This window comes from Methylobacterium phyllostachyos, assembly GCF_900103445.1.
In the GTDB taxonomy this organism is placed as follows: domain Bacteria; phylum Pseudomonadota; class Alphaproteobacteria; order Rhizobiales; family Beijerinckiaceae; genus Methylobacterium; species Methylobacterium phyllostachyos.
The window spans coordinates 72,387-91,454 of the sequence record NZ_FNHS01000013.1; the positions used below are offsets into that span (position 1 = coordinate 72,387).

Here is a 19,068-nt window from a genome sequence, read left to right on the forward strand (position 1 = left end):
GATCAGGGCCGGCCAGTATCCTTCAGCCGCTTGAGGATCGCCTCGGGGGAGGAATAGGCTTCCTGGCGCAGCGCGCTCCAGTAGCGCAACGCGTCGAGCTGGATCGGCTCGCCGGTCACCGCGCAGCGCACGAAGCTGCCGGGCTTGACCACCCGCATGGTGCCGTCGCCGTACTCGACCACCGCCTCACCGTTATTCGCGCGCTCGTAACGACCCAGCACGTCCGCCTCCTGCTCGATGCCGCCCTTCTACACGATCAGCCGCTCCGGCGATCCCCCCTGAGACTCAGGCCAGCATCGACCGGGTTTCATCGCGCCCCAACATGGACCGCGCCGCATCGGCGTCGATGTGCATGCGGGCGACCAGGGCGTCGGCACTCGCGAACCGCTCCTCGCCCCGGATGTAGCCCACGAACTCGACGGCGATCTCCTGTCCGTAGAGATCACCCGAGAAGTCGAACAGATAAGTCTCCAGGAGCGGTGCGCCGTCGTCGAAGGTCGGGCGGCGACCGTAGCTGGCGACGCCGTCGTAAAACGTGCTGGATGCCAGGCGCACCCGCACCGCGTAGATGCCGTGCGCGAGGCCGCAATCGGGCACCCTCATATTGGCGGTGGGGAAGCCGAGTTGTCGGCCACGCTTGTCGCCGTGGCAGACGGGGCCGAGCACGAACCAGCGATAGCCGAGCAGCGCGTTGGCCCGGGCGACGTCGCCGGCGGCGAGCGCGGCGCGGATCGCGCTCGACGAGACCGGTTCGGCCTCGTCGCCGAGGGCGACCGGCGCCACGATGCGGCAGCTCAACCCCGCCTCCCGGCACAGCTCGGCCAGAACGGCGGGTGTGCCCTCGCGGCCACGGCCGAAATGAAAATCGTGGCCGACCACCACGCCGGAGAGGCCGAGCGAAGCCTTCAGGAAGTCGAACACGAAGGCGCGTGCGCCCGTGGCGGCCAGCCCGCCGTCGAAGCGGCGCACGATCACCCCGTCGAGCCCGAGACGCGCGAACACGATCTCCTTGGCAGCGAGGCTGGTGAGCCGGAACATCGGCGCCTCGGGGGTGAAATACGCGCGCGGATGCGGTTCGAAGGTCAGGATCGCGGCGGCCCGCCCGCCCGCGCGCGCCGCCGCCCGCACGCTCTCCACGAGGACGCGGTGGCCGAGATGGACGCCGTCGAAATTGCCGATCGCCGCGACGGCCCCGGTCAGGGCCGGTGGAACCGGCGCGTCGGGGCCGCAGATAGTGAAGGACCGCGCCGCCGTATCGTCGCCTGAGGCCATCGTTTGGAGGTCGGATGCTCGGGTGGGGTCGCCGGACGGGATCAGATGCCATGCCCACGCGGGGCCCGACGCGCCCGGACCCTGCCGAAAGGCGCCCGGGGGGTCAAGCGAAGGGAGGCGTGCCGCCGGGCAACACCGCGGCAACTCTTGCACGGGCGTCGCCGATTAACGGCTTCGCAATGCGCAAGCCCTATTTAAAATGTCGAGCGTCGCAGCTAGTTTGCAGCCTTAGCGAAGCGTTAATCTTTCCGGGAGCCGCCGCGGCTTCCCGCCGGGCAATACGGAGTAGTGGTTCGATGGCTCTCGACTTGAGCATGCCGATCCTCGTTGTTGACGATTATCAGACGATGGTTCGCATTATCCGTAATCTTCTGAAGCAGCTTGGCTTCGAGGAGGTCGATGACGCTTCTGATGGCACCGAAGCACTGGCCCGCCTGAAGGATCGCAAGTACGGCCTGGTGATCTCCGATTGGAATATGGAGCCGATGACCGGGTATGAGCTGCTCCGGCACGTGCGCGCCGATGAAAATCTTCGCACGACGCCGTTCATCATGGTGACGGCCGAGTCGAAAACCGAGAACGTCATCGCCGCCAAGAAGGCCGGCGTGAACAACTATATCGTCAAGCCGTTCAACGCCGCGACGCTGAAGTCCAAGATCGAGGCGGTCTGCGGCAGCTGATCGGTTCAGATGGCACGCTCATCGCGCAGTCCGGCCGACTCGCTGGCGCGCCGGACGACTCCGGAACGCGGCGTCGCCGGCCGGGACGGCAACCGATCTCAGGAGAACAGCATGTCGTTAGCTGCTGCGCGGTCGGCCGAAATGCGGTTTCGTGAACCGCAGGCCGTCATCGCCGAGTTGAGCGAGATCGCCGATTACATCGCTCACCTTCGCGAGGAGATCGGTGCGCTTCGCGCGAACGAGATGAGTCGCGACCGGATCCCCATGGCGCATGAGGAGCTCGGCAGCGTCGTGGCGGCGACCGCGGGTGCCACCAACACGATCATGGAGGCGGCCGAGGCGATGCTCGGCCTGCCCGACGGTCCGGGTTACCGCGAGGCCGTCGAGGAGCGCATCAACACGATCTTCGAGGCCTGTGCGTTCCAGGACATCACCGGGCAGCGAATCGCCAAGGTGGTTGAGTCGCTGCGGCTGTTCGAGCAGCGGCTGGCTCGTTTCGTGGGCGCCGTGAAGGCGCGGGACACAGCCTCCATCGACCCGACCGAGCGTGCCCGCCGCGCCCGGGCCGAGGATCTGTTGCTCAATGGCCCCCAAGCCGACGCGGCCGTACCGTCCCAGGACGACATCGACGCCCTCTTCGGCTGAGGCGGTGCCGGTCAGGCCATCGTGCGAAAGCCGGCTTCCGGATGGGGTTAACACGAATCCGAGGATCTGGAGCCGCGATCCGGTTCTGGTTCTCGGACCGATACGCTAGAGCGTGCCGGTGACCCGTCGCCGCCCGGCGGCCGGGGAAGGGGCAGGCAAGCATGGCGGCGCGGCTCTGGTCCGACTTCACCACCGACGAATTGCGGCGCCGCGACATGCGGCGCGCCATCGCGATATTGCCTGTGGCTGCGGTCGAGCAGCATGGCCCGCATCTGCCGCTCGCCACCGACACGATCATCGCCGAGGGCTACCTCACCGCCGTACGCGAGCGCGTCTCGGCGGATCTCGATGTGCTGATCCTGCCCGTGCAGGCGATCGGCAAATCCGACGAGCACGATGCCTTCCCGGGCACGCTCTCGCTGGAGACAGGGACGGCGCTTGCCGCCTGGACCGGGATCGGCGGCGCCCTCCACCGGGCGGGCTGCCGCAAGATCGTGCTCGTCACGAGCCACGGCGGTAACAGCGCGCTCATCGACCTCGTGGCGGCCGAGCTGCGCGCCCGATACGGCATGGTGGCTGTGACCACCGCCTGGGCCCGGTTCGGTTACCCGGAGGGCTTGTTCCCGGCCGACGAGATCGCCTACGGCATTCATGCCGGCGGCATCGAGACCGCTCTGATGCTGGCCCTGCGGCCGGACCTCGTGCGGACCGACCGGATCGCCGATTTCCCGCCGCGGTCGTTGGCGATGGTTCGGGAATTCACCCACCTGCGCGCCGGCCGCCCCGCCGCCTTCGCCTGGAAGGCCGGCGACCTCCACCCTTCCGGGGCCATGGGCGACGCGCGACTCGGCACCGCCGAAGCCGGGCGCGCGGCCCTGGCGCACGGGGCACAGGCCTTCGTGGCGCTGCTGCGCGACGTGGATGTTTTCGAACTCGACGGCGCTGCCCCGGTGTAACCGGCGCCGACACAGGGCGAAAACCCCGGTGCGCCGGATCGATCCGCCGGCGCGCAGGAATTCTGCCCATGCGCCCTGTCGTTTCGATCGCCCTCGCCCTGTTCTGCGCGACGCTTCACCCGGCTGCGGCCGCGGAACGGCCCGTCGTCGTTGAGCTGTTCACCTCGCAGAGCTGCTCTTCCTGCCCGCCCGCGGAGGCGTTGATCGGGCGGCTCGCCCACGAGGGTGGCGATGTTCTTCCGCTCGCGTTCCACGTCACCTACTGGAACCACCTGAACTGGCGCGACCCCTACGCCCTGACGGAAGCGACCGCGCGGCAGGATGCCTACGCGGCCCGCCTCGGCGGTCCCTCCTACACGCCGCAGGCCGTGATCGACGGGACGGTCGGCCTCGTCGGATCCGACGAGGTGGCGTTGCGCGCCGCGATCGCGCATGCCCGGGCGGCCGGACCCGGTATCCCGGTGGTGCTGATTCGCGAGGGCGACCGGCTCATCACGCGTGTCGGCCCCGGGGGCGGTGCCGCGCAGGTCCTGCTGGTCGGGTTCGATCCGAGCCATACGACTCAGGTGCTGCGCGGCGAGAATGCCGGGCGCACCCTCGAACAGGCCAATGTCGTCCGCGCGATCCATGACCTCGGCCGCTGGTCGGGGGGCGCAGCGACCTTCGCGGCGGCGCGTCCGAAGGGGGATACGGCGGCCGTCCTGCTCCAGGCGGCGGACGGGCGCATCCTCGGCGCAGCCCGTCTCGATCCGGATGGGGCGCGGCGGGAGGCGCTGCGATGATCCTCGCCGGACCGCTCGGGCTTGCCGCCTGCGGCTGGTCGCTGGCGCTCGGCTCTGAGGCCGGGCAAGATGCGGCGCGAGCCGGGGGGCGGAACGGCGGCGGAGCCCGGATGGCGCTCGAAGAAGAACTCGCAGGTCTGATGGCGTCCGCGCAACGCGGTGACGCGGCCGCCTATCGGGCGCTGCTGAAGGCTTGCCTCCCCGTGGTTTCGGCGATCGCCCGGGCACAGGGCGTGCGCGGCGAGGCGGTGGACGACGTCGTGCAGGACACGTTGATGACCGTCCACCGGGCCCGGGCGAGCTACGATCCCGCCCGGCCGTTCATGCCCTGGCTGCGGGCCATCACCCAGCGGCGGGCGATCGATCGGCTGCGCCGGGCGGGCCGGCGCCCCCGGGAGGTCAGCGACCCCCTCGCCTATGAGGCCGAGATCGATCCCGGCCCGGCACCCGGCCAGGGCCTGGAGGCGCGGGACCGGGCCGCCTCCCTCGCCCGCGCGGTCGCCTCCTTGCCCGAAGGTCAGCGGCAGGCGGTGGAGCAGCTCGGCCTGCGTGAACTGTCCCTCGACGAGGCGGCGGCGGTCACCGGCCGCAGCAAGGGGGCGCTCAAGGTCAATCTGCACCGGGCGCTGAAGACGCTCCGGGCCAGCCTGACGCGGGAGGCGGAGTGATGGCCGAGCGTGCCGGCTGCGAAGCCACCCGTCATGATCGGCTCGTCGAGGCGCTCGCCGGCGGGCTGGAGCCGGTCCGACCGCTTCCGGCACCGGGGATCCGCGCGGCCCTGTGGCTCGGCGCGGCGCTGTTGGCCGGGCTGCTCCTGGTGGCGGAGGCCGGGATGGCGGGCTTCATGCTGCGCATGCATGTGCCGGACCTTGCCCTGGCGGCGATCGGCGCCGTGCTCACGGCCATCACCGCGGCCTATGCCGCCTTCGCCACGAGCGTGCCGGGCCGCTCGGGCCGGTGGGCGCTGCTGCCGCTGCCGCCCCTCGCCCTCTGGATCGGTGCCAGCGGGCTGGGATGCCTGCGCGACTGGATCGCCCCCGGAACCGACATCCCGGGCGTCCATACGGTGACGGGCTGCTTCAGCTTCCTGATCTGCGTTTCCGTGCCGCTGTCGGCACTGATCGTCGTGATGCTGCGCCGGGCCTGCCCGCTGCGACCGAACCTCACGGCAGCGCTCGGTGGCCTCGCGGTGTCGGCGGCGGCGGCGGCTTTGCTGGTGCCGGTCCACCCGCACGACGCCACCGCGACGGATCTCCTGATGCACGCGGCGGCGGTCGCGATCGTCATTGCGGTGAACGGTCTGGCCGGGGGACGGCTGCTCGCCCCGTCCTCGCGTGCCGAGCGCAGCGGCTCGGAGCCTGCCTGACCCGGGACTCCGGGTTTTCAGAGGGCACAGCCCTTTGGCGGATTCTCAGGGCAGAGCCCTGAGATCGGGCGAAGCCCGACACCGGACGAAGTCCGGCACCAGGGCTCTGCCCTGGACCCGCGAAAGGGCTCGCCCTTTCGAAACCAGGACTTATCGCGCCGTCGTCAGCCGGCCTGCGGATCGAGCGCCGGCCAGTCCACGATCCGGTCCGGATACTCCTCTTCCGAGAACTCCTCCTCGTTGCCGGCGAGACGGCCGCGCACCGAGATGCCAGCCTCGTGGACGCTGGCGGCCCGGCCCGAGACCAGGGGATGCCAGGGATAGAGTGGCTCGCCGTCGCGGACGAGGCGGTAGGCGCAGGTTTGCGGTAGCCAGCCGATCGTCCGCACCGCCTCGGGCGTCAGCCGGACGCAATCGGGCACCCGCTTCTGGCGGCGGGCGTAGTCGCGGCACCGGCAGGTGAGGCCGTCGAGCAGCGTGCAGCCGATATCGGTGTGGTGGACCTCGCCGGTATCCTCGTCCTCGAGCTTCAGGAGGCAGCATCGGCCGCAGCCGTCGCACAGGCTCTCCCACTCGGCGGGGGTCATGGCTTCGAGCGTCTTGGTGCGCCAGAACGGCTCGGCCGCCCCGCGGCGCACCGCCTCGGGCTTGGGCATCGTGAGGTCTCTCGGTTGGAAGGGCGTCTCTCTGCCCGAGCCGAGCCTGTGGAGCAAGCGTCGCCGCAACCGCGAGCCTGCGACCGGATCGCGGCGAAGCGCGTTACGCCCAAGCTCGTCCGCGGCGATTCGCGAGACTGCGCAGAGCCTCGCCCGCGGTTCCGGATCCTGCTATGGAGGCGGATGCCGTGCGGTGGCTCGGCCGCAGCGCCCGTGCCTGCGGTGCGGACGCTCCACGCCCCGCCGCAGAGGCGCTCGACAAGCCGGGTTCGACATCGTGCGCCTGCCGACGCTCACCGAGATCAAGGTCCGCCTGGAACGGGCCGCCCTCGCCTTCGACGCTTGGGTCAACGCCGGCCTGTACGACAGTGGCCGCTCGACCGGCGAGGCCTACGAGCGCTTTCGGCGCGTCATGGGCCGCTTCGCCGTGCGCGGCTGGAAGCGTGTCCTCCTCGATCTAACCAGCGAGGGTGTCACCATCGGCACCGGCGGCGCCGTGCTGATGCTGGCCTTCGCGCAGCCCGCCTTCCAGCTCACCAGCGAGAACTGGCTGAAGCAGCAGGATCTCGCGGTCACCTTCCTCGACCGCTACGGCACCGAGGTCGGTCGCCGCGGGATCAAGCACGACGACTCGCTCAAGCTCGACGAGTTTCCCGACATCATGATCAAGGCGTTGGTCTCAACCGAGGACCGGCGCTTCTACGAGCACTGGGGCATCGATCCGATCGGAACGCTCCGCGCGCTGGTCAACAACTCCAAGGGCGGCAACGGCACGCAGGGCGGCTCGTCCATCACCCAGCAGCTCGCCAAGAACCTCTTCCTCACCAACGAGCGGTCCCTGGAGCGCAAGATCAACGAGGCTTTCCTCGCGCTCTGGCTGGAGAGCCACCTGACCAAGAACGAAATCCTGAAGCTCTACCTCGACCGGGCCTATATGGGCGGCGGCACTTTCGGCGCCGTGGCGGCGGCGGATTACTATTTCGGTAAGCCGCTCAAGGACATCAGCCTCGCCGAGGCCGCCATGCTGGCGGGCCTGTTCAAGGCGCCGACCAAGTACGCCCCCCACGTCAATCTGCCGGCGGCCCGCGCCCGGGCGGCGGACGTGCTGCACAACATGGTGGAGGCAGGCTTCGTCACCGAGGGCCAGATCCAGACGGCGCTCCGCAACCCGGCGACGCCGGTGACCCGCACCCGCGACATCACCGCCGACTACTACCTCGACTGGGCCTTCGGCGAGATCAAGGCCATGGCCGACGCGGGCAAGCTGCGCAACGACCGCGTGCTGACCGTGAAGACGCCCCTCGACCTCGCCATCCAGAAACGAGCCGACGAGGTGGTGGCCGACATCCTGCGCAAGTCCGGCGACGCCATGGATGTCGACGAGGCCGCCATGGTGATCCTCGACCCGGACGGCGCCCTGCGTGCCATGGTGGGCGGCGCCGATTACGGCGAGAGCCAGTTCAACCGCGCCACCGACGCGCTGCGTCAGCCCGGCTCCTCGTTCAAGCCCTACGTCTACTCGGCGGCCCTCAATTCAGGTCTGTTCAAGCCCGACACGACGGTCGTCGACAGCCCGGTCTGCATCGGCAACTGGTGCCCGCAGAATTACGGTCGCTCCTATGCCGGCCGGGTGCCGATGTGGCTCGCCGTGGCGAAGTCGATCAACACGATCCCGATCAAGATCTCGATCGCGCTGGGCAAGGGCATGGGCATCACTCACGAGGCGAAGGCCGCCAAGGCCGGCCGCGCCAAGATCATCGAACTCGCCCACAAGATGGGCATCACCTCGAACTTGATCGACACGGTCTCGATGCCGATCGGCTCGGACGAGGTCACGGTGATCGACCAGGCGGCGGGCTACGCGGTGTTCGCCAACGGCGGCTTCCGCGCCAAGCCCTACGCCGCCATGGAGGTGAAGAACTCCTCCGGCGAGGTGATCTACCGCCACGCCGACGAGGCGCCCGAGCGGGTTCTGTCGCCTCAGGTCGTGGCCGACATGAACTTCATGCTGAACAAGGTGGTCGAGGAGGGCACCGGCAAGCGGGCACAGCTCGAGGGCGTGAAGGTCGCCGGCAAGTCCGGCACCACGAACGCTTACCGGGACGCGTGGTTCGTCGGCTACACGGGCAATTACGTGGGTGCGGTCTGGTTCGGAAACGACGACCACACCTCGACCAACAAGCTGACCGGCGGCTCGCTCCCGGCCCAGACTTGGCACGACGTGATGGAGCCGGCCCATCAGGGCATCGAGATCAAGCCCCTGCCGGGCCTGAAGGAGAGCCCCCGCGCCGCCCAGCAGCAGGCCTCCGGCGGACCGACCGCCCCGATCGACCCCAATGCCAGCGCCTACGGCAAGCTCTCGCGCCGCTCCTTCGAGGTGATCAGCGGATTGAACGGCCTGTTCCGCACGGTCGAGCGCGTGCCGTCCGCCGAGCCGGCGACGAAGACCGGCGCGGGCGACGCGCAGAAGGGCACCCGCAAACCCGACGACCGCGCCGCGGCCAGCCCCCTCGAACGGGCGCGGGCGATGGCCGAAGGCGAACGCGCCCCCGGCGGCTTCGTCGAGGTCCGGTGAGCGCATGAGGGACGCGATTCCAGCGCCCGGCGGCTACGCCGGCGCCTCCGAGAAGGCCCCCCGCCGAAGCGTATTCCGGCTCGTGCGGCACCTGTGGCGCAAGAGTTCGATCGCCGGGCTTGCCGTCTACGCCCTGGCGCTCGGGGGCGCCCTCGGCCTCGCCAGCGCTGATTGGGCGACGCGCGGCGGCTATCCCTTCGGCGGCGTGCAGATCGGCGCCTGGACGGCTTGGCCCCGGGCGAGCGCCGCGAATGCCGATCCCTATACCCGCGCGGTCAACGCCCGCCGGGGCGAGATCCCTCTCGCGGTGGGCGAGGGCCTGCTGCTGACGGCCTCGGCGGACGATTCCGGCCAAGCGCTCGACGCCACCTGCACCTACCGGATCGGCGGGGGCACGCCGCCTGCCCGGGCCTGGACCATCACGGTGGCCGGCCGCGGCCCCCGGGAGCCCGGCCGTGCGATCCTACGTGAGGGCTTTACCTCCACGGAGGTGCTGCGCTCGACCGACGGGCGGTTCGCAATCCTGCTCGCACCCGATGTCCAGCCCGGCAACTGGCTCCCGAGCCCCCGGGCGAGTGGCCCGGTGCGGCTTGCGCTGCGCCTCTACGATACGCCGGCAGCCGCCAGCGTCGGCTCCCTCGACCGGACCTCGGTGCCGGCCATCACCCGCCTGGGATGCGCATCGTGAGCCTGCGCTTCGTCTACGCCACGCTGATCGGCCTCGTGCTGGCCGGGATCGTCCACATCGCGGCGGTGCTGGCGATCCCGATCCTGTCGGAGAAGGATGCCGTCTCGCGCGCCCGGACCAGTGAGAGCCTGGACCACCCGCAGCCGATCTACACGGTGGCGACGGGCGACGACCCCTCCCCGCCCGAGGCGTGGCTGCCGATCCCGGACCCCGCCGTAGCGGTCGGCGTCTGCGCCTACGATCTAGCCGATGGGCCGATGCGCGTCTCGGCCCGGACCGGCGCGCTGTCCCTGTCGCTCGCCGCCCATGCCCGGCGCGGCGCCTTCTACGCGGTGACCGACCAGGCGGCGGTACGCGGTGCGCTCGACCTCGTCATCCTCACCCGCGCCCAGTACGACGAGGCTCTGGCGGACGACGACGAGAACGACCCGAGCCGTGACGTGCGCATCGTGGCGCCCGACACGCGCGGCTTCGTGGTGGTGCGGGTGATCGCCGGCCTTCCGAGCCAGCGCCCCGCCGCCAATGCGGCGATCCAGGCCGTCTCCTGCACCACCGATTCGGCAACGGATGATGCGCCGACCGGCAAGGATGCGGCAGGCAAGGGGGGCGGGCGGTAGCGGACCAAGGCGGGAACTCTGAAGCTTCACCCGCTGATTTGGTCCCGCTGCGATCGTCTCAGGGCGTTCAAACGCCACGCGGACGCAGACCTTCACGCTCGCATCCGGTCGAGGATGCGTAGCCCGCGTGGCGAAATCACTATCGGTGCTCTGCCTTGAGGTTGTGGAGGACCTGCCTCCCAGTCATCACGATTCCGTTTGCACGCACGCAAAAGTCACCGGAGCAGGGCCGGCCACCGACATGCCGTTCACGGAGTCGTGGTAGAGCCAGTTGGCGTAGCCGATCCGGCGGCGGAGTCTGTTGGTGATCCTGAAGGTGCGGCACTTCGGCGAAAGGGCGAGGCATCAGCTGCCTGATCCGTGCAGTATCAGGATCAGTCTTCTCTTTGTGCTACTTATGATTGTCGTGCCTCAGCCTTCCAGGGGCGAAGATCTCAGCGCCCTGTTCGATCCGAACACGATCGTTTCAGCCGGCGGTTTCGTGGGCGCTGGCCCCCGCTTCCAGGGCGGCAGAGAGACGGGCCTCTGGGGATTGCCCTACCTCTCATTCCGCAAGGCCGACGAGCCGCGCGAGTGGTGGTCGCCCGATGATGCACTGGATGCGACGCTCATCGGGCAGGGGCGTGCGCAGGCGGGCGCCGTCTTGGATGTCCGTGAAGGCCGTCACGTCAACGACGACCGCCGCCTGGCCGGTCTGCCCCGCTTGCCCGTGACGGTGGGCCTCGGCCTGTTCGGTGAGATCTGGCCGATCGCCGATACGCTGAGGCTGCGGGCCGAGGTCACACAGGGCGTCCGTGCTCATGATGGGCTCATCGCCAAGCTCGGCGCCGACCTCGTGGGCCGCTTCGGCCGCTTCACGCTCAGCGCCGGGCCGCGTTTCGTCCTCGGTGATGAAGCGGCGATGCGGCTCGATTTCGACGTACCGGTTGCGACGACGCTGGTGAACCCGATCCTGAGCCCCTACCGCGCCGCCGCCGGACCGCGCTCGGGCGGGGTGACAGCAGCCGTCAGTTACGATTTGACCGAAGCGTGGCAGCTTCTCAGTTATGTCCGCTATGATCGATTGATGGCATCTGCATCGGACAGTCCGATCACCCGACGCATTGGGACGTCGAACCAACTCACGGTTGCAGCTGGTGCCATCTATTCATTTCGTTTGAGCCCCTGAGCCAAGGGGCAGTCAAAATAACATTTCTGTCATGGACGACAGAGATCACGACATCGTGAATACTGTGGCCGGTTAAGCACACGGGCAAACCTTCTGCGCATCTGTCCGGCATGGCCGGATTATTTCCAGAATTTTTCTGCTTACTGCTCCGCGTACGAGCGGAGAGTACCGTGCAACGCATTCTTTTGACAGGCGCGACTGGGCTGATCGGCGGCGCCGTGCTGCATCAAGCGCTCGGACGCGACGAGGACGTGACCTGGGTCTGCCTCGTTCGCTGCACGAGCGTAGAACAGGGACGCCAGCGCGTCGCGGCGCGCCTCGCACGCTTCACGGATCCGTTCACGGCTCAACGCCTGGTGCGCAAGATCGAGATCGTGCCCGGTGACTTCACCCGCGCCGACCTCGACATGGATCCGCGGCTCGACGCGTGCACCCATGTTCTCCACCTCGCCGCCGACACGTCGTGGTGGGGCGGCGAGCGGGTATTCCGGACCAACCACGACGGGACCCTGGCGCTCGCGCGCCGGGCCCAGGCCATGGCGGGCTTGCAGCGTTTTCTGCATGTCGGCACCGCCATGATCTGCGGGGCCGCGGCGCCGAGCCTCGTGGAGGAGACCGCCTATCCGGCTGCCGATGCCGAGCATATCGTCGGCTATACGGAGTCCAAGGCCGCCACGGAGACCTCGCTCGCCGCGCTATTTCCGGATCTGCCGATCGTCATCGCCCGGCCTTCGATCGTCGTCGGCCATTCGACGCTCGGGGCCGCGCCGAGTTCGAGCATTCTCTGGGTGCTCCGGGCCGCCGATGCCCTGCGCATGTTGCCCTGCGATCCGGAGAGCTGCGTCGATATCGTGCCGGCCGACTGGGTGGCCGAGACGCTCATCGGCCTGCTGAAGAAGCCGGATCTCAAGCACGACCTCTACCACCTCTCATCCGGTACGGCCGGTCGCACCCGTTGGGCCGACGTGATCGCGGCCTTCGAGAAGGCCGCCCCGAGCGACGGCGTGCGGGCGTTCCAGCGGTTCGATCTCGATCGAGACCGCTCCGCACTGCGCAAGCGCTTCACGGAGGTGTTCGGGCTCGGTGACGCGTCGATGCGGGCGATGCTGCGCGCCACCCGCGCCTACTATGCGTTCTGTGCCCTCGATCTGACCTTCGCCAACGACCGCCTGCTGGCGGAGGGGTTCGACCGGGCGTCGTCCCTCGCGTCCTACCTGCCGGTGTGCCTCGCGAATTCGGGCGCGATCACGGAGCAGTTCGCCGACGATATCGAGATGTTCGCGTCGATACCGCCCTGCCCTGCTCTGCCCACCGATATGCCGCTGGCAGCGTTCGCGTAAATCGCCCCTGCCGAACCGGACACCGGTTCGCCGCCCGAGGGCGTGCCGAAACATAAGCCTTGGAGCCGGGCGCGATTGCGACGCGATCGGGCACGGCTCCGGGGCCATCGAGGCGGATACTGTCGGCCGCGGTAACCGCGCCTCGCCGCCTCGGCTCAGTCCTTGACCACGCGCGGCCCAGCCTGGGCGACCGGCAGCGGCGCGGCCTCCAGCCCGCATCGAGCGGCCGCATCTGCGGGCAGAAGCGGGTCGAGCAGGTTGCGCCGGGCCGCCAGCATCATCAGCGCCCGCTCGGCCGAGACCGACTCCTGTGCCGGTGCCGCGGCGAACAGGTGTTCCAGGGCAAACCGGTACCGGGCGAGCCGCTGGCCGGCCTCGACCCGCACCCAGGCGATCAGGCAGCGGTTCTCGGCGACGCGCTGGGCGGCGTCCCGCACGTCGGCGGCGTCGAGGGTCTTGGCGAAGGGCAGGCTGCGCAGGCGCGCGGCGTCCGCATCGATCACCCGGGCGGCGAGTGCCGTGAAGAGCGGGATCAGCCGGGCATCCGCCGTGGCGTCGTCGCCGAGCTGCCGGTAGCGGGACACCGGCGAGCGCGATGGCTCGCCGGTCAGGGCGTCGTAATAGGCACCGATTTCGTCGAAGCGCCACGTCGGCGGCATCGTGTGGGCACTGGCCAGGCCGAGCAGCACGTCTTGGAAGGCCGTGTAGCTGCTCGCGGGCTGCACGAACCGCCATGCACGGTCGCGCAGGGCCTGCTCGTCGTCCGTCAGTCCCGTGTCGAGCAGGAGCCGCCCGCGATCATGGGTGCTGAAGCTGCCGGTGGTGTCGATCAGGCCATTCCAGACGCTCGTCCGCGGCCGGCCGAAATCGCCGCTCTGCGTGCAGGCGGCCAGCAGCGCCAGTGCCGCGCAGACAGGCACGAGGCGAGTTCCCGCGAAAGCGACGCGCCGATGGGCGGACATCCCCCGGATGCCGATCAGGACGCGAGGCGCTCGTAGCGCACGCCGAGGAACAGCAAAATCTCGCCGCGGGGCTCCCCTGAGCGCGGGATCCGCTGCGCCCGGCGCGTCTCGGGTCCGGGGAAGGGAATCACGATGGCGTGCGCGGCTTCGGCGGATGCGCCTATCGCACCGGTTCGGCTGCGCGGGCGGTCGGCGGTCTCCTGCGTCTTGAAAGGCGTCATGGTCTCCGGCTCCTGTCGGCGGTCCGAGCGTCCGGCCCGGGCCCTTCGGGGGCGTCGGCAAGGGCTACGACGGCAATGCATCACGGGGTGGTTAACGGACTCTTTCCGGCCGGAGACCCGATATCGAGGCCCTTAAATAGGTTGGCGCGCGAATTGCAGGCTTTCGTTCGCCCATGGCGGGCGTTTCCTCCCTTCGACTTCAGGCCCTACCCAATTCCGGGTGGGGCCATTTCTTTTGCGGAGATGCGCCGGCCCGCGGATGCCCGGCCCTGCGGCCCGGCGGCCACACTCAGACGAAGCGAAGCCGGGAAGTACCCGCGCGGAACCCGGGTGAACCTCGGGAGCTTGCCTACCGCCCGGCGCGACCGATATGCCGGATCCGGGTGGAGGGGGGACCGCGGTATCGGTTCTTCGCCCGAACGAGATTTGAGGACACCGCTGAATGCGACTGGTTCCGGAACGATCCCTGCGCGCCGTCCGCCGCTGCGGGCTGTCTGCGCTGGCGCTGCTCGTGCTTGCCGCCGGCCCTGCCTACGCCCAGCGCGAGGACCAGGGCCTGCAGCTCGGCTGTGCCAATGACTATTTCCGCCTCTGCGCCGGCGTCGACCCGAACAGCCCGGACGCGGAGAAGTGCATGACGCGCAACCGCAAGCGCCTGTCGTCCGAGTGCCGCGCCGCCATCGGCGATTACGACAAGCGCACGGGCACCAAGTCGATGTCCGACGATTGAGCGGACATCCGGCCATGCTGCGCGCCACGGACGAAGGGCGTTTCGGATGGGCTTGACGGTCGCCGTCCAGATGGACCCGATCCAGAATATTCGGATCGCGGGGGACACCACCTTCGCCCTGCTGCTGGAGGCCCAGCGGCGGGGGCATTCCCTTCTGTACTATACCCCGGACCGGCTCTCGATGCAGGGACGGCGGGTGAGCGCCCGGGTCGAGGGGCTGACCGTCCAGGATGTCGAGGGTGCGCATTTCACCCTGGCGCCGCCGGAGCGGATCGACCTCGCCGAGGCCGACGTGGTGCTGATGCGCCAGGATCCGCCCTTCGACATGGCCTACATCACGGCCACCCACATGCTGGAGCGGATCCACCCGGAGACGCTCGTGGTGAACGACCCCTTTGAGGTGCGCAACGCCCCGGAGAAGCTGTTCGTCCTGGATTTCCCCGAGCTGATGCCGCCGACCCTGATCAGCCGCGACAAGGCGGAGATCGAGGCATTCCGGCGGGAGCATGGCACGGTGGCGATGAAGCCGCTGCACGGGCACGGGGGCGCGGCGGTCTTCAAGGTGACCGAGAAGGATCCGAATTTCGGTTCGATGTTCGACCTGTTCGCGACCACCTTTCGCGAGGCCTGGGTGATCCAGCGCTACCTCGACCGGGTGACCGAAGGGGATAAGCGGATCATCCTGGTGGACGGCGTTGCGATGGGCGCGGTGAATCGCGTGCCGGCGGCCAACGACATTCGCTCCAACATGGTCCGGGGGGGCGCAGCCTCGGCCTCCGAGCTGACCGAGCGCGAGCGCGCGATTTGCGCCACGATCGGGCCGGAGCTGGCGCGTCGGGGGCTGATCCTGGTGGGGATCGACGTGATCGATGACCACCTGACCGAGATCAACGTCACCTCTCCCACCGGCATCCGGGCGATCCAGCGGCTCGGCGGCCCCGACCTCTCGGTCGCCGTCTGGGACGCGATCGAGGCAAGGATCGCCGCGCGCAAGGGCGTGTGATCGAGCCCCCTCAGGTGTCCGCCTTCGGCGTGGCGCTGAGTTCGGCCCAATCGAACTCCTCCTCCAACAGGTAATAGGCGTCGTCGCCGATCCGGCCGCGGTGGCGCAAGGTCAGGACCGCATCGCGGGCCGCCTCGATGGCCCGGCGCCGGGCTGCATCGGCCGGCAGGCTCTCCGGGGCCCGGCCCTCCTCGTGCTCCTCAGCCTCCGCGAGCGCCGCGCGGAACTCGGCCCGCAGGGCATCGGTGGCCGGTTCGTCCTCGGCCTCGGCGAGCGAATCGAGGGCCGCCTTGTAGGCCGCCGCCCGGGCACGCCCGGTTTCGCGTCCCACAGGATCGTCGTCCTCCAGCTTCAGGTGCGCCAGCAGCGGGCGTAGGGTCAGGCCCTGCACGATGAGGGTTCCCAGCACGGTGACGAAGGCGGCGACCACCACAAGATCCCGGCGCGGGAAATCGGCCGGGAGCGCCAGGGCGGCCGCCACCGTCACGATGCCGCGCATCCCCGCCCAGGAGAGCGCCAGCCCTGGGCCCAGCCTGGCTTGAGCCCCCGCCTGCCGGAGGCCGAAACCGCGCAGGCCGGTGGTCGGCATAACCCAGGCGAGCCGGGTCACCACGACGGTCGCGAAGGTTGCGGCGGCAAGGATCAAGGCCTGCCACGCATCTGCGCCGGACAGCCGCTCCTGGATCGGCCCGATCTGGATGCCGATCAGCACGAACGCCAGGACGTTGAGCACGAACACCGCCGTGTCCCAGACCGCGTAGGAAATCACCCGGGCGCGCGGTGCCGTGATCCCCGGCGCCCGGCGGGCGACGGTGACCGCGAAGGTCACGATCGTCAGGACGCCTGACAATTCCAGCCGCTCCGCCGCCAGCCAGATCCCGAACGCGACCACGAACTGCATCACGATCGCGCTCGCCGGATCGGTGACGCGCCGGGTCAGGGCCACGAAAATCAGGCCGAGGCTGGGGCCGACCAGGAGACTCGCGACGACGCCGAGCAAGAAGGCCGGCGCCACTTCGATCGGGTGGAAGCTTCCTGCCATCGCGGCGGCAACCGCGAGCCGGTAGATCAGAAGCGAGGCGGCGTCGTTGAGCAGACTCTCGCCGCGCAGGATCGTGGCGAGCCTGTGGGGCATCGGGGCATGCTTGAGCACCGCCAAAGCCGCCACCGCGTCGGGGGGCGCCACCACCGCGCCGAGGACGATGCAGGCGGAGAACGGCAGGTCGGGAACGATCAGGCGCGCCACGATGGCCACCGCAAGCGTCGTCACCACGACCGCGCCGACCGCGAGACCGAGGATCGGGCGCCAGTTCACCTTCATGTCCCGCACCGAGGCGTCGAAGCCGGCATCGAGCAGGACGGGGGCCAGGAACAGCGCGAGGGCGAGTTCGGGATCGAGCCGCAGGTTCGGCACGCCGGGCACGAAGGCGAGGCCAATGCCCCCCAGTGCGAGGAAGGCCGGGTATGGGGCTCCGAGGCGACGCGCCAGCCCTGCCAACAGGACGGCGCCGAACAGCACGCCCACAACCCACTCGAAGATCACCATGCCTGTGAAAGAGCCGGCATGCGGCGACCGTTCCGGATGCGACCCGTCCGCAAAGCTGTTCTGTCGTGAGGTCCAGGCCCCCGCGGACTTTGCAGGCGGCGCGCGCTCGCCTAACCCTTCGGTTGGACCAAGACAGGACCCGCGATGCCCGAGACGCCCGTCTTCACCGCTGCCGCCGTCGCCGCACCCCATCATCTGGCTGCGCAGGCCGGCCAGACCGTGCTGGCCCAAGGCGGCAACGCCATCGAGGCTATGGTGGCGATGGCCGCCTCCATCGCGGTGGTCTACCCGCATATGAACGGCATCGGCGGCGACGGCTTCTGGCTCGTGCGCGAGCGCGGCGGGCGGGTGCGCGGCATCGAGGCCTGTGGCCCGGCCGGGCGCCTCGCCACGATCCAGCGCTACCGCGAGAAGGAGTTCGACGCGATCCCCGCGCGTGGCCCCGACGCGATGGTCACCGTGGCTGGAGCGGTCGGCGGCTGGCGCCTCGCCCTGGAGCTGGCGCGTGCGCTGGGCGGCCGCCTGCCCCTGGAGACGCTGCTGGCGGATGCCATCAAGCAGGCCCGGGAGGGCGTGCCGGTCTCTCCCTCGGAGGCGCGCTACGTGCCCCAGGAACTCGATACCCTTCACGACGCCCCGAATTTCTCCAGGACGTTCCTCAAGGAGGGCAAGCCCTATCCGGCCGGGGCGATGCGCACCCTGCCGCAACTGGCCGCCACGCTGGAGCAGCTCGCCCATGCGGGCCTGGGGGATTTCTACCGCGGCGATATCGGTCGTGAGATCGCCGCCGATCTGGAACGCCTCGGCGCGCCGGTGACCCGGGCGGATCTCGAGGCCTACGCGGCGGCCGAGCGGGTGCCCCTGTCGATCCGCCGGCGCGACGCGACGCTCTACAACTTCCCGCCGCCGACCCAGGGGCTCGCAGCGCTGCTGATTTTGGGGATCTTCGACCGGCTGAACGTCGCCGAAGCCGAGACCACCGACCATTACCATGGGCTGATCGAGGCGACGAAACGGGCCTTCGCGATCCGCGACCGGGTGGTGACGGATTTCAACCACCTGCGGCATGACCCCGCCGCCTTCCTGACGCCCGAGCGCCTCGCCCGGGAGGCCGCGCAGGTGGACATGCGCCGCGCCGCGCAGGTGCCCCTGCCCGATCCAGGCCACGGCGACACGGTCTGGATGGGGGCCATCGACGGGGACGGGCTTGCGGTCTCCTACATCCAGTCGGTTTATTGGGAATACGGATCCGGCACGGTTCTGCCGTCCACCGGCATCTGCTGGCAGAACCGGGGGATGTCGTTCTCCCTCGACCCGAAGGCCGTGAACCCGCTGGAGCCCGGCCGGCGCCCGTTCCACACCCTGATCCCGGCACTCGCCTGCTTCGACGACGGCCGGGTGATGAGCTACGGCAGCATGGGCGGCGACGGGCAGCCGCAATTCCAGGCCCAGATCTTCACCCGCTACGCCGATTACGGGATGTCGGTCGCCGACGCCGTCGATGCCCCGCGCCTCCTCTACGGGCGGACCTGGGGGGCGCCCTCGCTCAGCGTGAAGGTGGAGGACCGGTTCGATCCGGCCTGCATCGCGGCTTTGGGCCGCCTTGGCCATGAGCTCGAGGAACTCGGCGGCCCCTATATCGACTCGCTGGGCCATGCCGGGATGCTGGTGCGCCATCCCCGCAACGGGCGGATCGAGGCCACGCACGATCCGCGCTCGGATGGGGGTGCAATGGGGCTTTAATGAAAGGGGCCGCTTCGCAGCGAGTCCTGTGCTGGCTGCCGGATCCGGTTCCGCTTCGCTCCACCAGTCCGGAAAAGGGGCGGTTCAAGGTAAAACGCAACCTTCTCCCGGGCGCTCG

20 protein-coding genes are annotated in these 19,068 nt (G+C 69.6%); 14 read left to right on the forward strand and 6 right to left on the reverse strand.

The annotated features are described in order from the left end of the window. Window positions 1–2: 2 nt before the first annotated feature. On the reverse strand, window positions 3–221 hold the full coding sequence (locus tag BLQ49_RS20390; RefSeq protein WP_091719051.1) for a DUF2093 domain-containing protein: 219 nt from the start codon (window positions 219–221) through the stop codon (window positions 3–5). A gap of 64 nt (window positions 222–285) precedes the next feature. Next, complete coding sequence (locus tag BLQ49_RS20395) at window positions 286–1,272, reverse strand: bifunctional riboflavin kinase/FAD synthetase (protein ID WP_091719053.1); 987 nt, start codon at window positions 1,270–1,272, stop codon at window positions 286–288. Window positions 1,273–1,568: 296 nt separating this feature from the next. Between BLQ49_RS20395 and BLQ49_RS20400 the strand changes: the two genes are divergently transcribed. The 6 genes from BLQ49_RS20400 to BLQ49_RS20425 all read left to right on the forward strand — a co-directional run bounded on the left by BLQ49_RS20400 (window position 1,569) and on the right by BLQ49_RS20425 (window position 5,701). Then, the gene (locus BLQ49_RS20400; protein WP_091719055.1) at window positions 1,569–1,952 is read left to right on the forward strand and encodes a response regulator; all 384 of its coding nucleotides are present in this window, start codon (window positions 1,569–1,571) and stop codon (window positions 1,950–1,952) included. A gap of 111 nt (window positions 1,953–2,063) precedes the next feature. Then, on the forward strand, window positions 2,064–2,597 hold the full coding sequence (locus BLQ49_RS20405) for a protein phosphatase CheZ (RefSeq protein ID WP_091719294.1): 534 nt from the start codon (window positions 2,064–2,066) through the stop codon (window positions 2,595–2,597). A 161-nt stretch (window positions 2,598–2,758) separates the two neighbouring features. Next, the gene (locus tag BLQ49_RS20410; RefSeq protein WP_091719057.1) at window positions 2,759–3,553 is read left to right on the forward strand and encodes a creatininase family protein; all 795 of its coding nucleotides are present in this window, start codon (window positions 2,759–2,761) and stop codon (window positions 3,551–3,553) included. 68 nt (window positions 3,554–3,621) lie between these two features. Further along, window positions 3,622–4,335: a DUF1223 domain-containing protein gene (locus tag BLQ49_RS20415; RefSeq protein WP_091719059.1), complete on the forward strand. Its 714-nt coding sequence runs from the start codon at window positions 3,622–3,624 to the stop codon at window positions 4,333–4,335. A 110-nt stretch (window positions 4,336–4,445) separates the two neighbouring features. Further along, window positions 4,446–5,003 carry an RNA polymerase sigma factor gene (locus BLQ49_RS20420; RefSeq protein ID WP_091719296.1) on the forward strand — a complete coding sequence of 186 codons (558 nt, stop codon included), beginning with the start codon at window positions 4,446–4,448 and terminating at the stop codon, window positions 5,001–5,003. Then, window positions 5,003–5,701 carry an NrsF family protein gene (locus BLQ49_RS20425; protein WP_091719063.1) on the forward strand — a complete coding sequence of 233 codons (699 nt, stop codon included), beginning with the start codon at window positions 5,003–5,005 and terminating at the stop codon, window positions 5,699–5,701. The genes BLQ49_RS20420 and BLQ49_RS20425 overlap by 1 nt, the downstream gene beginning before the upstream one ends. A 164-nt stretch (window positions 5,702–5,865) precedes the next feature. Here BLQ49_RS20425 and BLQ49_RS20430 read toward each other — a convergent pair whose 3' ends face one another. Further along, the gene (locus BLQ49_RS20430) at window positions 5,866–6,357 is read right to left on the reverse strand and encodes a YcgN family cysteine cluster protein (protein WP_091719065.1); all 492 of its coding nucleotides are present in this window, start codon (window positions 6,355–6,357) and stop codon (window positions 5,866–5,868) included. 277 nt (window positions 6,358–6,634) lie between these two features. Here BLQ49_RS20430 and BLQ49_RS20435 point away from each other — a divergent pair, with 277 nt between their 5' ends. The 5 genes from BLQ49_RS20435 (at window position 6,635) to BLQ49_RS20455 (ending at window position 12,745) form a co-directional block, all read left to right on the forward strand. Next, window positions 6,635–8,932, forward strand: a complete 2,298-nt coding sequence (locus BLQ49_RS20435) for a transglycosylase domain-containing protein (protein ID WP_091719067.1) — start codon at window positions 6,635–6,637, stop codon at window positions 8,930–8,932. A 4-nt stretch (window positions 8,933–8,936) separates the two neighbouring features. After that, window positions 8,937–9,620, forward strand: a complete 684-nt coding sequence (locus tag BLQ49_RS20440; protein WP_244507699.1) for a DUF1214 domain-containing protein — start codon at window positions 8,937–8,939, stop codon at window positions 9,618–9,620. Beyond that, the gene (locus BLQ49_RS20445; protein ID WP_091719070.1) at window positions 9,608–10,237 is read left to right on the forward strand and encodes a DUF1254 domain-containing protein; all 630 of its coding nucleotides are present in this window, start codon (window positions 9,608–9,610) and stop codon (window positions 10,235–10,237) included. The genes BLQ49_RS20440 and BLQ49_RS20445 overlap by 13 nt, the downstream gene beginning before the upstream one ends. 304 nt (window positions 10,238–10,541) lie before the next feature. Then, entirely contained in the window at window positions 10,542–11,405 is an 864-nt protein-coding gene (locus BLQ49_RS20450; protein ID WP_143012290.1) for a MipA/OmpV family protein, read from the forward strand. 170 nt (window positions 11,406–11,575) lie between these two features. Then, window positions 11,576–12,745 carry an SDR family oxidoreductase gene (locus tag BLQ49_RS20455; RefSeq protein ID WP_091719074.1) on the forward strand — a complete coding sequence of 390 codons (1,170 nt, stop codon included), beginning with the start codon at window positions 11,576–11,578 and terminating at the stop codon, window positions 12,743–12,745. Between the two features lie 155 nt (window positions 12,746–12,900). Here BLQ49_RS20455 and BLQ49_RS20460 read toward each other — a convergent pair whose 3' ends face one another. Both BLQ49_RS20460 and BLQ49_RS20465 read right to left on the reverse strand, forming a co-directional pair. Next, entirely contained in the window at window positions 12,901–13,707 is an 807-nt protein-coding gene (locus BLQ49_RS20460; protein WP_091719076.1) for a hypothetical protein, read from the reverse strand. 14 nt (window positions 13,708–13,721) lie between these two features. Further along, window positions 13,722–13,928, reverse strand: a complete 207-nt coding sequence (locus BLQ49_RS20465) for a hypothetical protein (RefSeq protein ID WP_091719078.1) — start codon at window positions 13,926–13,928, stop codon at window positions 13,722–13,724. A 442-nt stretch (window positions 13,929–14,370) separates the two neighbouring features. Between BLQ49_RS20465 and BLQ49_RS20470 the strand changes: the two genes are divergently transcribed. Both BLQ49_RS20470 and gshB read left to right on the forward strand, forming a co-directional pair. Then, complete coding sequence (locus BLQ49_RS20470) at window positions 14,371–14,658, forward strand: hypothetical protein (protein WP_091719080.1); 288 nt, start codon at window positions 14,371–14,373, stop codon at window positions 14,656–14,658. A 46-nt stretch (window positions 14,659–14,704) separates the two neighbouring features. Then, entirely contained in the window at window positions 14,705–15,661 is a 957-nt protein-coding gene (gene gshB, locus BLQ49_RS20475) for a glutathione synthase (protein ID WP_091719082.1), read from the forward strand. Between the two features lie 10 nt (window positions 15,662–15,671). Here the strand turns inward: gshB and BLQ49_RS20480 are convergent, their stop codons facing one another. Continuing rightward, window positions 15,672–17,207 carry a cation:proton antiporter gene (locus BLQ49_RS20480; RefSeq protein ID WP_091719084.1) on the reverse strand — a complete coding sequence of 512 codons (1,536 nt, stop codon included), beginning with the start codon at window positions 17,205–17,207 and terminating at the stop codon, window positions 15,672–15,674. A gap of 144 nt (window positions 17,208–17,351) precedes the next feature. Between BLQ49_RS20480 and BLQ49_RS20485 the strand changes: the two genes are divergently transcribed. Then, window positions 17,352–18,950 (forward strand): gamma-glutamyltransferase family protein, encoded by a 1,599-nt coding sequence (locus tag BLQ49_RS20485; RefSeq protein ID WP_091719086.1) that lies wholly within the window; start codon window positions 17,352–17,354, stop codon window positions 18,948–18,950. The last annotated feature ends 118 nt before the right edge of the window (window positions 18,951–19,068 follow it).